The organism is Rhodococcus sp. MurmanLake-1 (assembly GCF_056945715.1).
Genome location: NZ_JBWZNF010000001.1, coordinates 1,303,834 through 1,317,410 on the forward strand (window position 1 = coordinate 1,303,834; position 13,577 = coordinate 1,317,410).

Annotated in this window: 9 protein-coding genes; 3 read left to right on the plus strand and 6 right to left on the minus strand. The window is 61.8% G+C overall.

The annotated features are described in order from the left end of the window. Window positions 1-11: 11 nt before the first annotated feature. From AC2ETI_RS06030 to eccCa, 3 genes are all read right to left on the minus strand, one after another. A complete protein-coding gene (locus tag AC2ETI_RS06030; protein ID WP_003940986.1) occupies window positions 12-317 on the minus strand; it encodes a WXG100 family type VII secretion target in 306 nt (101 codons plus the stop codon). A gap of 182 nt (window positions 318-499) precedes the next feature. Beyond that, window positions 500-2,002: a type VII secretion-associated protein gene (locus AC2ETI_RS06035; RefSeq protein WP_050768662.1), complete on the minus strand. Its 1,503-nt coding sequence runs from the start codon at window positions 2,000-2,002 to the stop codon at window positions 500-502. Continuing rightward, window positions 1,999-6,018 (minus strand): type VII secretion protein EccCa, encoded by a 4,020-nt coding sequence (gene eccCa / locus AC2ETI_RS06040; RefSeq protein WP_483633672.1) that lies wholly within the window; start codon window positions 6,016-6,018, stop codon window positions 1,999-2,001. Before eccCa ends, AC2ETI_RS06035 begins: the two co-directional genes overlap by 4 nt. Window positions 6,019-6,243: 225 nt before the next feature. Between eccCa and eccD the strand changes: the two genes are divergently transcribed. Both eccD and mycP read left to right on the plus strand, forming a co-directional pair. After that, window positions 6,244-7,710 (plus strand): type VII secretion integral membrane protein EccD, encoded by a 1,467-nt coding sequence (eccD, locus tag AC2ETI_RS06045; RefSeq protein WP_483633657.1) that lies wholly within the window; start codon window positions 6,244-6,246, stop codon window positions 7,708-7,710. Between the two features lie 14 nt (window positions 7,711-7,724). Further along, a complete protein-coding gene (gene mycP, locus AC2ETI_RS06050; RefSeq protein ID WP_483633658.1) occupies window positions 7,725-9,137 on the plus strand; it encodes a type VII secretion-associated serine protease mycosin in 1,413 nt (470 codons plus the stop codon). A gap of 14 nt (window positions 9,138-9,151) precedes the next feature. Here the strand turns inward: mycP and eccB are convergent, their stop codons facing one another. After that, window positions 9,152-10,618, minus strand: a complete 1,467-nt coding sequence (gene eccB, locus AC2ETI_RS06055) for a type VII secretion protein EccB (RefSeq protein ID WP_483633659.1) — start codon at window positions 10,616-10,618, stop codon at window positions 9,152-9,154. Window positions 10,619-10,715: 97 nt separating this feature from the next. Between eccB and eccE the strand changes: the two genes are divergently transcribed. Beyond that, complete coding sequence (gene eccE, locus AC2ETI_RS06060; RefSeq protein WP_483633660.1) at window positions 10,716-12,356, plus strand: type VII secretion protein EccE; 1,641 nt, start codon at window positions 10,716-10,718, stop codon at window positions 12,354-12,356. Between the two features lie 16 nt (window positions 12,357-12,372). Here eccE and AC2ETI_RS06065 read toward each other — a convergent pair whose 3' ends face one another. Continuing rightward, entirely contained in the window at window positions 12,373-12,930 is a 558-nt protein-coding gene (locus AC2ETI_RS06065) for an NADPH-dependent FMN reductase (RefSeq protein WP_020906901.1), read from the minus strand. Window positions 12,931-12,952: 22 nt separating this feature from the next. Continuing rightward, window positions 12,953-13,531: a TetR/AcrR family transcriptional regulator gene (locus AC2ETI_RS06070; protein WP_021343562.1), complete on the minus strand. Its 579-nt coding sequence runs from the start codon at window positions 13,529-13,531 to the stop codon at window positions 12,953-12,955. Window positions 13,532-13,577: the final 46 nt, after the last annotated feature.

Consider the following 13,577-nt stretch of genomic DNA (forward strand, 5'->3'; position numbering starts at 1 on the left):
AGAACTGACGGTCAGGACATGTTCACCGTCGCGCCGCGAAGCGAGCTGACGTTGTCGTCTTCGGTCGAGTCGAAGGTTCCCGCAGCCTGTTTGATCTGCTCGCAGATGTCGGTCAGAGCAGTGTCCAACTTCAGGGCCGCGCTGTTGTATCGCTCCATGATTCCTGCGTATTCGACCTGCGCCGCACCGTTCCACGAATTGTGCGAAGCGTCGGCCTCCGACCGAACAGCGTTGACCAGTCCCCTGATGTCACCGAGATGTCCGTCGATGGTCCCCGCCGAATCGATCAATTCAGCGGTAGTTGCGGTAAAGCCCATGTCGTCCCCCTGGATTCGGTGAGTACCGTTCGGTATCGGCGACCACCCACGACGGCTTGTCCGTCGGATGTGCACCGGGGTCGAGCGGAACTCCCTGATGTGCGCTACACATACTTTGACGCGACCTCCGTGCCAACGGTTCCGGCCCGATCGAAGAATGTTTGCAGAACCGACCGATCCGGTCAGGGCGTGAATTCGAGTGACTGCCACATCCGCAGGCAGTCCGCTTCGAGACTGTCCCACTCACCGACCAGATACTGGCAGCCGATACTCACTTGCCGACCGTTGTCGACGTACACGCGCCAACGCACCTCGGAGAAATCGTCCGGAAACTCGACGTACACCACTGCCTGTTTTCCTGCGGCATCGTCGATCACAGAAAACTCTCCGAACCGCAATGGGTCCTCGAACGCCGAAAACTGCTGACGCAAAGCGGCTTCGACGGAATCGAATCCAGCACCTTCCGCAAGACGTTTCTCGATGACCACGATCTTGCGATCAGCGCCGGAACTGGGTATCAAATCGGTGCGCCCGCTCGAGGTCCCTCGTGACAGAAGCTTCCAATCGGAAGGCAGCTCTGCTGCAACGCTCCCCACCTCCACACGCGTGAGTTCCGGCGTGACACCGGACTCGATCGACGGAATCGAAGTCTTCGGCGCAGGCTTTTCCTGCTCTTTCGACGCCTCCACGATCTCGACTTTGTCTTCCGCCGCAGCTGCGACCGAGTCCGCCAACCGAGAATCGCCTCGGTCGCGAGTGGACACCACGACCGTTGCCGCGACCGCAGCGACGACGGCGAGCACCGCAAGCGCCGCCGCGAACCATCGACGGCCTCCGTGCCACCCGCCGACTCGACGGGGCGAGGAGGCAGTCGAGTCCACGGAAGGAATCGACATCGCGCCATCCGGATCGCCTACCCACCCGGCGCCAAAAGCTGAATTGTCGACGATTCGACCGGAACTGTCCCGCGCAGTTGTCTGGCGAACGAGCGTCCGAGGATCCGCCAGAGACGACGCCACCCGACTCTCGTCCAGAATTCGAATGCTCGCATGGCCGTGGGCATTCGTCGACCCACGTTCGAGCGAAGCCGCAACGGCATGGGAGCGCGGCCCGACCAACACCACAGCGTCCCGAACCGACAAGTCCCCGATTCCGGAAAACAACCCCGCAACGTCTGCGATCGCCGAGCTTTGTGCCCCGTCGATTCGGAGTTCACCGTCGACCTCAACGACAACAGAAGCGACCACCATTCCGCCACGCAGTTCGAGGACGACACACCGTGATCGCCAGGCTGTACGAGCCGACCTCGCCGCCGCGACCGACGTCGGAACGAGGACGACGTCGTGCGCCACTCGCCGTGCGGCATCGAGCAATCGCCGCCTGCGTGGGGCACCCCAGTCCGAGGGATGACTGAGATAGAGGATGTCTGCATCGACGATTCCGCACCCGTCCATCGCACTGGAGATCAGCCTGGCCAGCTCCAAGACGGTGGGGACAATCCGACCATCTACGTCGACATAATCGTCGTCGACGTAATCGATCGCATTTTCACCGGTCGTACCGGGACCCGACGCCGGTTCGCGTCTGAGGGCTGCACTGCAACAGAATTCGCGTTGACCCGAGACGACCCAGATATTGGATGCACCCCAATGTAGCGAGACCGACACCAAGGACGGAACGGTCACAGCGGTGGCATCCACGGAACTTGGACAAGTTGGGTTTGCGACCGAGAAACGTAGACCCCACGACCTTCCGGCAATGCCGACGCGCGGACGGTGCCGACGAGATTTCCCTCGTCGCGACTTCCGCTCATGATCAATCCGGCCGGTGCCATGTCGCGAATTCTCGCAATGACCGGCTCGTAGAGTGCTCTGGCCGCGCCACCGGAACGGCGGGCAATCACGAGGTGTAAACCGATGTCCTTGGAATGCGGAATGTACTCGAGCAACGGCGCCACCGGATTACCACTCGGTGTGGCCACAAGGTCGTAGTCGTCGATCAGTACATAAATCTCCGGCCCACTCCACCACGACCTTTCCCGCAATTGCTGCTGTGTTGTTTCGGCGTTCGGCATTCTGGCGGCGACGATCCGAGCCAAGTCGACCATCAACTCACCGAAGGTCGTCGACGACGCCGAGTAACCGCCGAGGTGATTCCCTTCGACCACTCCGAGTAGGGAATGCCGATAGTCACCGATAATCAGCTTGGCCTGCGCCGGTGTGTTCGACGCGATGATCCCTTCCGCTATTCCGCGCAGAAGAGATGTCTTGCCACACGCGGTGTCGCCGAATATCAAGAGGTGCGGGTGTTCCCGGAAGTCCATGTACACCGGGGCGAGGTCGGTCTCACCGAGCCCGATCGGCACGGTGAGGCACCGACCGTCGGCCGCACTCGGTGAGGGCCACCGGGTTCCGACAGCTTCGAGAAGTTCTGCCCGCGAGTACGAATCCGGAAGCATCCGCACGGTGGGCGCCGGGCGCGAATTCGACATGGCTGCAATATGTTCGACCGTCGACGCCACAGACCCACCGGAATTCTCACTACCTGGCGAACCGTCGATTCGAGGTAGTCCGGTGAGAAGATGAAGTCCGTCGCGGGTGATGCCACGACCCGGTCGACCTTCCGGCACCAGGCTGGCTTTCTGGCGACCCGCATCCGAATCTCCCGGATCACCCAATCGAAGTTCGATGCGAGTACCCAGTTGATCCTTGAGTGCCGGCCGGATCTCGGCCCACCTCGACGTCGTGACGATCACGTGCACACCGAAGGACAAACCTTGACCGGCGAGCATGTTGATCTGAGGCTCGAGTGATTCGAAATCCGAACGAACGCTGGGCCAACCATCGACGACGAGGAAGACGTCACCGTACGGGTCATCTCGGAGTCCCGCCGCCACACCTTCCCCGGCAGGATCAGCTGTTCGCAATCCTCGGAAATCAGCCATGGAGTCGATGCCGAGGTCACGAAACAGTCGCTCTCGTTTCGCGACCACACCGAGTACCTCGGCAACCGTGCGGCGGACGCGGTCGGAATCCAAGCGGTTTGCCACCGATCCGACGTGCGGCAGATCTTTCAATCCGAGGAGCGTTCCACCGCCGAAGTCGAGGCAGTAGAACTGAATCTGTTCCGGCGTGTGCGTCATGCTCAGAGACAAGATCAACGTGCGCAAGGCCGTCGACTTTCCCGACTGCGGGCCGCCGACGATCGCGAGGTTGCCCGTTGATCCGTTCAGATCGGCGACGAGAAGATCGCGGCGCTGATCGAACGGCCTGTCGACTACGCCGAAGGGTGCGCTCAGATTTCCGCGAGGTTGATCACCGGCCGCCCACCGCGGCAACAACTGGTCAAGCGTCGGGGATGCCTCGAGCGGCGGTAACCACACCTCGTGCGCGCGTGGACCGTGAGAGCGCATTCGGTCGACGAGGACTCCCATGAGAGTACGTGCATCGTCACCGATTTCACCCATGTCGATGACATCGGGCTCGACGGGAACGACAACAGCCTCTGGCCCGACCACGGGCGTCGCGGTAAACGGCAGCGGCGCGAGTTCGACGGGGGAATCTACCGAGAATCGAGTGGGCACTGTCCGCTCGCCCTCGTACGGGCCTGACACGTATGCACCTTGGAAGCGAACGATCTCGGCAGAATCGGACTTCAGGTATCCCGCACCGGGTGTGCCCGGCAGGTGATAAGCATCGGGAACGCCGAGAACGGAACGAGACTCGTTCGCCGAGAAAGTTTTCAAACCGACGCGATACGAAAGATGGCTGTCGAGACCCCGAAGCTTTCCTTCGTCGAGCCGCTGACTGGCCAGCAGCAGGTGAATATGAAGTGACCTGCCCAATCGCCCGATGGCCACGAACAATTCGGCAAATTCCGGCTGTTGACTGAGCAGTTCGGAAAACTCGTCGACAACCACGAAGAGTGCAGGCAACGGATCGAGTGCAGCGCCGGCCAGCCTCGCCTTCTCGTAGTCAGACACGTTTGCGAAGTTTCCTGCCGCACGCAGCAGTTCCTGTCGACGATTCATTTCGCCGGCGAGCGCGTCCTTCATACGATCGACCATCGCCAATTCCTCGGCAAGGTTGGTGATGATCGCAGCAACGTGCGGCGCCTCCTCCAGGCCGAGAAAGGTTGCACCACCTTTGAAGTCGATCAGGACGAGGTTCAGTGCGTTGGGTGAGTGCGTCGCGATCAGGCCGAGTACCAAGGTTCGCAGGAACTCCGACTTACCAGAACCGGTGGCTCCGATACACAGCCCGTGCGGACCCATACCGTTCTCGGCCGACTCCTTCAGATCCAGTTCGACAGGGTTTCCATCTTGTCCGACACCGATCGGCACGCGGAGTCGGTCGCGCCCCTGACGTGGCAGCCAGCCATGCTCAGGATTGAACCTCGCAACATTTCCTATCCCCAACATCTGGCTCCAGGTCCGAAGGGATCGGTCGTCGTCAGTTGCGTCCACGGCGTTCTGCGATGCCGCACGGAACGGTGCGATGCGACGTCCGAACGACTGCGCCAGGCTCGTCGTCGCGGCGTCAGGCGTCGCAAAGTTCTCGACTCCTGCGCTGCTCACCGCGCCGATCTGATCGCTACCGACGACCAGTCGCAAACCACGCGCCGCCGCCAGCCGCGGGCAGAACCCGCACAGGTCGAGGACGGTCACCGAGTCGAGCCCGGTTTCGGACAACAGGCCGGTGTCACCTTCGAGCAAGCCACCGTCCACGACCAACACGAGATGCGGAACGCCCGCACTCGCTGGAGTGTTGCGAGCAAATCGAGCACGCATCGAAAGCGTTTCCCCGAGGGAACTTTCGAACTCGAGATACGAACCGAACACCATGCGTGAAGTGCCGGCGCCGTCCTGAGATTCCGGGTGTTGCACGTGTGGGAGCCACTTGACCCACTCCCACTCGGCTTCGGTATCGGGACCGCACACCACTGCAACTTGGACGGTGTCCGGACCGTGGAAAGTGCACAGCTGCATCAACATCGAGCGGACGAGCGCTCGAGCGGAATCCCTCTGCCCCTCAATGGACATCGCAGCAAATCCGCGAAGCGAGACGGCGGTCGGCAGGTCTTTTACAACCGAATGCGCACGGACGAATCGCCGAAGTGAGACAGCAGCGACGGGTTCGAGATCCTCGACCGGCCCCGTCTCCGGAGATACAAGCCTGGTGGCCAATCGCTGTGTACCCAGACCGACCCGAACGTGGCAGTAGTCCGAGTCGGTGATCTGACGTTCCCACATCCGCACAGTCCCGGCCAGTGTCCAAAGCTGCGACGGCTCGGGATTGCTCCACTCGAGAGCAGCACGCTGCGCACCAGACGTCGCAGCAACATCGCTGCGCATCTGATCCAGGTACCGCAGGTAGTCCTTGCGGTCCTCGTTCGCTTCGGACGCTCGTGCCCCACCGCTACGACCGCCCCCGGCGAGCATCCCGAGCATCGACACCATCATCATGACCGGAAACAGCAGAGACATCGGATTGCGCGCCATGCCGGAAGAGAACATCAGCGCCACCATGCCGATCATGGCAACCACCATGATCACCGGAAGTAGTTTGGTCAGTAGGTTTCCCGGCGTGACGCGAGGAATCTCCGGTGGGGCCTGAAGCGTCACCTCGCCGCCCGGTGTACGCGGCGATTCACGGCGCGCTCGACGCCCAAATCTGACAGTGCTCAATTCACCCACCCCCATCGGTGCTGCAGCTGTTGCCGCCACGCGCCTCGTCCGACTACCGCCGGCCCGCCCCCCCAAGGCGTAGTCACGCAATTGCAAGAGAGTAGATCACAACACCGACACTCGGGTCGGTGCCACCTGTTGTCTGCGCTGTCGCCGACACAGGCGCACAGTTCATGTCGTATTGTTCGGGTGAACTGGGGTGACGTGACAGGGGAATCGCGTCATGGGAGGGGACAGATCTTGACCAGCACCACTGAAACCAGCGCTGCGCACACCGCAAACGGACGACGCGCGACCCATTCTGCCGAACTGTGCAGGTTGACGGTACTTTCAGCCCATTCGCAGGTGGATCTTGCGGTGCCGCTTCGTGTTCCACTCGCGGTGGTCATTCCGGGCATTGTGGACACAATTGTCAACCACAGCAATTTCAACGAGTTCGACCACAGCGCCGAACAATTCGAGCCCGTCGACTGGACTCTGTCGAAAGTCGGCAGGGCACCGCTGGCACCGACGCTGTCGCTGCACGAGCATGGAATCCGCGATGGGGAATTGCTCGTACTCGAGGCCGCGGACACCGCTGCCCCGCCCCCACTCTTCGACGACATCATGTACACCGTCGCGGCGACGGATGCAGACATCTACCGACGGTGGACTCCGATCACCGCGCGCATTGTCGGCTCGTCCGCCGCCCTCGTCGCTGCGCTCGTCGCGGCCCTCGCCCTGGTCCTCGGCGATACAGGTCTGATCGGCGCTGTCTGCGGTGGAGTGACGTCTTTGGTGCTCACCGTCGCCGCCGTCGTGGCAGCGCGGGTGTACGGAGACACGGCAAGCTCCATCACGCTCGGATGCACAGCGGTGCCACTGGCGTTCGTCTCCGGCGCACTCTGCGTACCCGGCACTGTTCTTTCTGCTCATCTCCTTCTCGGTTCGGCATTCGCAGCCGCGGTGAGTCTGATCTGCCTCCGTTTGTGCGGTGCCGGATTAGCCGTCTTCACCGCACTTCTCGTCGTCCTCCTTGCTGCGGTGGGCACCTTCGCCGTCGCGACGACGCTTCCCGAGGCGCGCACCGCGACCGTCAGCAGCGCGGTGATTGCTGCAGATTTGATCGTTCTCACGTTCACCGCTCGACTGTCGATGCTGTTCGCGCGACTACCGCTTCCCCCGGTTCCGACGCCGAGTAATCCCCTCGACGACGATCGCGACGGACTGCCCGAGCCCGAACTGCCCGGGCTGACCGAGTTGACTGAAAGGGCAGGGCGGGCTCGTAGCTACCTGACCGGACTGATCGTGGCCACGTCAGTGGTCGCGCTCACTGCCGCAGTCGCGCTCGCGTGGTCCTGGACCGGTCAGGGAATCGTCTGGGCGAACCTTGCTCTCGCATTCGCGACGGCCGCCGTGCTGATGTTTCGCGGGCGCACCTACGCGGGCGCACATCAGGCGGTCCCACTCATCTCGGCAGGCATCTCGGTGGTTCTCGCTCTCCTGGGCGGCATGGCATGGACCCATCGCGACCATGCATTGGTCGTCTTCGCCATCACGATGACTGTTCTCCTCCTGTCACTGATTCTGGGAATCCTCGCCCCCCAGAACACATTCAGCCCCGTGATGCGACGCGTGGCCGAACTGTTGGACCTCGCTGCGATTGCAGCAATCGTTCCGCTGATCTGCTGGGTCAGTGGGCTCTTCGCGCTCATGCGCGGTCTCTGAGCGATCGGATCTCGATGGTGATTCGACGCGCGACGAACATCTGTGCCGCACTCGTGATCGTTGTCTTCACAGTTCTCGCCGGGGCGGGTGGCGCATCGAGTGCGGTTCCTTCCCCCATCGATCCTGCAATGCTGCCGGAGGACGGTCCACCCACACCTCCCCAACCCACCGAACAACGAACCCTGTGCGTCCCCGCCGTAGCGGGTGGTGACGGCGCGGATATTCCACGTTCTCAACAGGATCTCGGATTCGATTCGGTGTGGTCGATCACCCGAGGGGCAGGGCAGCGAATTGCTGTCATCGACACCGGCGTCAGCAGACATCCCCGGCTACCGGCCCTCGAAGGCGGCGGTGACTATGTCGGGACCTCCGACGGCACCGACGATTGTGACTCACACGGAACAGTCGTCGCCGGTCTCATCGCCGCCGAGCAGGTCGACGGTTCCGGATTTTCCGGAGCTGCGCCGGACGCACAGATCATCTCGATCAGGCAGTCCAGTGCCGCTTTCTCGGTGGCCGGCCAACGCGAAGACCCTGCCGTAGCCGAGAATTCGTCTGGCTACGGAAACGTCGACACCATGGCACTGGCCGTACGTCACGCTGCTGACTTGGGTGCAAGCGTTATCAACATCTCCGAGGTCGCTTGCAAGCCCGCCGGCGACGGGATCAACGACCAACGACTGGGCGCTGCAATCGAATACGCCACGATCGCGAAGAACGCCGTAGTCGTCGCTGCTGCAGGGAACGTCGGATCCGGAGGTTGCAAGAACCAGAATCCACCGCCGGATCCCCTCGATCCCCAAGCCGATCCATGGAACTCGGTTACGACTATTGCCAGTCCTGCCTGGTACGACGACTATGTCCTCACCGTCGGGTCGGTCGACCCCAATGGCACCGCCAGCTCCTTCAGCCTCGGCGGTCCATGGGTAGACGTTGCGGCGCCCGGCACCGGAATCATCTCACTTCACCCGACGTCGCCTGGTCTGACCAACGGAGTCTACGGTTCCGACGGCGCCGTACAGTCGTTCAACGGGACCAGTTTCGCTGCGCCCTATGTCGCGGCAACCGCCGCGCTGGTCCGATCGGTTCACCCGGAACTGACTGCACTTCAGGTCATGCAACGTATCGAAGCCACCGCCCACGCCCCGGCGCAGGGTTGGAATCCCTACGTCGGTCACGGCGTCATCGATCCACTCGCCGCGGTAACGGGCGAATTGGCACCGGGGGAACGCGTCAAGGTCAATCATCAGTCGGTAACGATCGATCCCCTACCCACGCCGCCGACCCCCGACAACCGATCTCGCGACGCGGCACTCGTCGGAGCCGGAACGGTCGGCACCCTAGCCCTACTGACGCTATTGGCGTCGATGCCCATTTGTCGAGTAATTCGTCGGAGACTTCCCGAACGACGGGACGTCGATCTCTGAACCGTCAACGGTGTTCAGTTCACTGGAGCGGCCGGCGTTGAATCGGGGGCGACTCCGTCGTGAGCTATCAGTGCATTGCTCTTCTCGAGCGCCGGACCTGATGCAAGTAGATCGAGCATCTGCCAAGGCGCACGATCAGGCGTTCGCGTCAATCCGAGCGCGCGAGCAGAGGTTTCGTCCGGCACTCCGTATTTCACACCGGTATCCGCTACGTAGAACACTCCGTCGTGTCTGGTGCTGTTCGTCTCGATTCCAGTCGCTTGAACAAAACCGCCGAAGCCCTGTTCGACGTGGACGCTGTCGAGATTGTCGCCCGATCCGTCCGCCTGCGCCAAGGACACCAACTTGCCACCCTCCGGGATCGGAACCTGCAATCCAGCGACGAGTTTCAATGTTGCAGAACTACTTTCGCCGCCGTCGACCGCAGGTGAGGGAGCCCATTCCAGACATCCGACAGGTGCGCCATGATCATCGACGATCTCCGGAACCACCTGCGGCAAAGAGTCGACGGCCAGCTCCCTCACCGAGGGAATACGACTGATGGCATCAGGGGTGACGCTCGCGATCCCGGTGGCGCCCTGCGAATCCGAGAAGTAGATCAGTTGGGCGAGCGCCGCACCGACCTTCTGGATACCGTTCTCGAGCACCACGTAGTACTGCAGGTCCGCGCCCACCGAAACCTGAACGACGGAGCCGACAGTCTTGTTCTGCAGCGGGAACCGGGGCGCTGATCCCAGTTCGCGGATTCGCGGAGCCTCGATGCGCGGAACTTCGGGGATCGAATTGAGAAATCCGGCACTGATCGGTCGCGCCTGTGCTCCTTCCAGCCCCAAAGCCCGCATGATCGCCGGATTGTCCACATCGATTTTCGCTCGCTTCCCGTCGTATACGAGAAAGTGATCGGAACCCGACTTCACCAGGAATGCACGGTCCCTCGTCAGATATGTCGTGTTTTCACCGACATTGGACGAGCCGACCAGGACCGAAGTCGTCAACGATTTTCTCCCGTCGGATCCGACGGAATCGCATACCGTCCACAAGGCGTTGCTCGGGTCGGCTGATTCCGGCAGCGCGGACGGTGCGCCGGGAATGCCGACGAGCGCGCCCCTCGGTTTCGCCTCGACCTCAGACGCCTTGACAATTGCCGGTTTTCCTGGCGAACCCAGAATCAGTCGGGCGGAGGCCAAGTTCAGCACAGGGCGAAAAGTACCCTCCATGGCGACGAACATTGCGCCAGATTCCTTTGCAACAACGATTTCTGCATCGCCGATTTTATCCTGAGGTCGAAACAGAGCGAGTACCGCGCAACCCGCCAATCCCAGTGCAGCGAGGACTATTCCGACGGTGAAGGCGCGGGACTGTGACCGCATCGGATCGTGAAGCATCCGCACGTCTCGTCTGACCAGCGCATGTTCCATCCGCCTGACCAAGAATCGGTACCCGTTGACCTGCCAGCGCGTGGTAGGTGTTGCAGCCATCATTCCCCCCGTGCCTTACATCCCCTTGCGAAGACACAGTACAGTTTGGCTGGGGCGGAAATTTTCGGGTAGTTCGCAGGTCAGGTATCGGGGAGGAACCGTGGACCGATCGCGGTTGAAGCATTGGCCGTCGTCACACAGGATTTCGACGCACGAATTCGTGTCGGCACAGATTCTCGGAATCAGTGCAGGCGGAATCGCGATGGCCAGTGGGCTGGATTGGCTCTGGGCGCTGGCAATCGGTTGTGTGGTTGCCGGATCAATGCTCCTCCATGTGGGCGGTTGGTCGGTAATGTCCTGGATTGTCAAGTACTTTCGCTATTTGCGCCGCAAGGACGTCGACGGCAGCACGATCGTCAGTTTTCACACTCCCTCCGAACAGTCGATCGGGCTCCGAGTGGACGGATCTTCACTCGTCGCCGTCGTCGAGATCGCTCCCCCACGCGACTACCTGACCAGGATCGGGCGTCATTCATTCGACGCTTCCCACCTTCTGCCCACGGCAGCCCTGGTCAATTGTCTGTATCAGCACGACATCTCACTCACCGGCATCGACATTGTCAGTCATGGATACCGCGCCGCATCAGGAACGCCGGCCACCGAAGTCTACGAACGTCTCATCGGGCCACTACCAGCCACCGCCACCAGAAGTGTTTGGCTTGCACTACGTTTCGACGCTTTGGAGGGTGGTGCGGCAGTCGAACGCCGAGGCGGGGGCGAACAGGGCGCGGGCCGCGCGATCGCTGTTGCCGCCAATCGTGTCATCCGGGTGCTCGATTCGGCGGGATGCAAGGCGCGGATCCTGACCGCACCGGAGATCGCGTCGTCCACTGCCCAGGTCACAAGAGGAGTCGCCAGCCACGAGGTCACCGAAACGTGGCGAAGTACCCCCTTGCCTGGTGTGTCCAACGTCGGATACGGAATCGAACCCCGTTTCATCACCACCTCGACCCTGACCCGAGTATGGGCAGTGGCAACGGTCGGGACGTCCGTGACAATTCGGTTGCGCCCCACGGGCGAACGCGGAGAAGCGAAGGTCAGTGCGACATGTCGCTTCACCACGCGCAATCCACCTGAGAACGCACCGCTGGCCGGTTTGGTCTCGCTTCGTGGGCGCCAGCGCGACGGATTGCTGACCAACCTGCCAACCGCATTGGCCGCGCTGGACCGCATCACGCCGCACATTCGCATGGACGGGGGCACACTCGACTCACTCGCTCTACCTCTTGCCGGGTGCGGCCAGCTCATCGGCTCGGACCGAAACGGGCACGGTGTCGCGGCCAGAATTTCGGGGCCGGGCGTCAACACCGTTTTTGTCGCCGGCGAACTCTATCTGGCTCAGCAATTGATCTTTCGAGCCATCGCGACCGGCGCACTGGTACTCATCCACACCGATCGACCGGAAGCATGGACCGCGCTCACCGACTCCATGGGAGTGCCTGACCGACTCCGCGTGTCCGGGCAGGGTGGTGGGCTCGAGGGCGCTTTCAACACTGTCGTGTTCGACGGAGTCGAGGGGTTACCGCCGCGTGCCGGCGTGACCGCGATCTACGTGTACGGACATCCACGCCAATGGCCTCGGATCGACCCTGAAATCTCGATAGTCCAGCCATTCGCACTCGGTGACAAGATCACAGTCGAAACCGGCCGCACGCGCGTCGAACTGACTCTGGTAACCATTGCTTCCGAGACCTCGTTCATCGGCCGTCCTCGAGCCGGCGACGCTCACCAGATGGCGTGATCGCGTATGTCCAAGATCAGCCAGGATAGGGATCACTCGCACGCTGCATCCGCAATCCGCTCCCCCACCAATGCAATTCACGAATCATCTTCTCGCTCGCATCGATCGCGATCGAATCGACGCCGTACGGCTCGTGTCCGAATTGCTTGCGTACCCGGTGAATGGTCACGCTTTGACGCACCGAGACCATGTGCAGCTCCGCCACTACTTGCCTCAGTTGTTCGACGGCCCGAACACCACCTGAAATCCCGCCGTAGGACACGAATCCGATCGGCTTGGCACGCCACTCGTGTTTCACGGAATCGAATGCGGTCTTGAGGGCAGCCGGGTACCCGTGGTTGTATTCGGAGGTCACAGCAACAACCGCGTCGGCTCGTCCGATTCGCTGGCGGAAAACCTCCGTGGCAGGTGAATCCGAGAAATCCTGGGGCAACGACAGCTCTCTGAGGTCGATCACCGATACGTTCCACGACGGGTTCGCGGTTGCGCGCTCGACAAACCAATCCGCCACTGCTCGTCCTATTCGCCCCTCGCGGACCGAACCTACGATGACTTCGACCTTCAAAGGTGCCATGAACGTCGATGCTAGCGACTCGTCACGCAGTGATCCCGTCCGTGATGAGTGCGGCCAGTTCCCGATACGCGCTGGCATCGTCCAACCCGGTAGCCCGATAGACCGCGCGTTGCTGGATCCGAACCATTGTCGCTGCGGCCGCATCAGCGACAAATGACGCGTGTACCCGCCGGAATGCGCCCGAATCCACCCCCTCGACGATGAGCGCTCGCACACGATCCGCGGCGATCGACGTGTTCTTCTCGTAAACCTGACTCGCCGACACCGATTCAGCCAGGTCTTCCATGAATTGACGGGACGCCGCGGTCAGTTGATCACCGACTGCTTCGAGATACACCGCGACTCGACGAGTCGGTGCCGCTTCGGCAGCGACGGCACTCTCCACCGCATCGGTCGCCGCACGGAAGAAGTGCACCGTCACAGCCCGCACCAGATCCTCTTTGCCGGCCGCCACGGTGTACAAGGTGCTCTTGGAGCAGTGCAGACGAGCTGAGATCTCGTCGAGCGTGAGGTGGGCGAAACCCTCGCTCAAGAACAGTTCGACCAATTGATCGAACAACTCTGCCCTGCGCGCAGTCGTCTTGTGAACCAGCCTTGCCATACGCAAGACAGTACTGCAGTATCGTTCTCAGTACTACTACCTAGCT

Excerpts from the sequence above, each read along its gene's own strand:
- eccB (WP_483633659.1), bottom strand. The coding sequence starts at position 10,618 with ATGATGGCTGCAACACCTACCACGCGCTGGCAGGTCAACGGGTACCGA.
- AC2ETI_RS06065 (WP_020906901.1), bottom strand. The coding sequence starts at position 12,930 with ATGGCACCTTTGAAGGTCGAAGTCATCGTAGGTTCGGTCCGCGAGGGG.
- AC2ETI_RS06030 (WP_003940986.1), bottom strand. The coding sequence starts at position 317 with ATGGGCTTTACCGCAACTACCGCTGAATTGATCGATTCGGCGGGGACC.
- mycP (WP_483633658.1), top strand. The coding sequence starts at position 7,725 with ATGGTGATTCGACGCGCGACGAACATCTGTGCCGCACTCGTGATCGTT.
- AC2ETI_RS06070 (WP_021343562.1), bottom strand. The coding sequence starts at position 13,531 with ATGGCAAGGCTGGTTCACAAGACGACTGCGCGCAGGGCAGAGTTGTTC.
- eccCa (WP_483633672.1), bottom strand. The coding sequence starts at position 6,018 with ATGGGGGTGGGTGAATTGAGCACTGTCAGATTTGGGCGTCGAGCGCGC.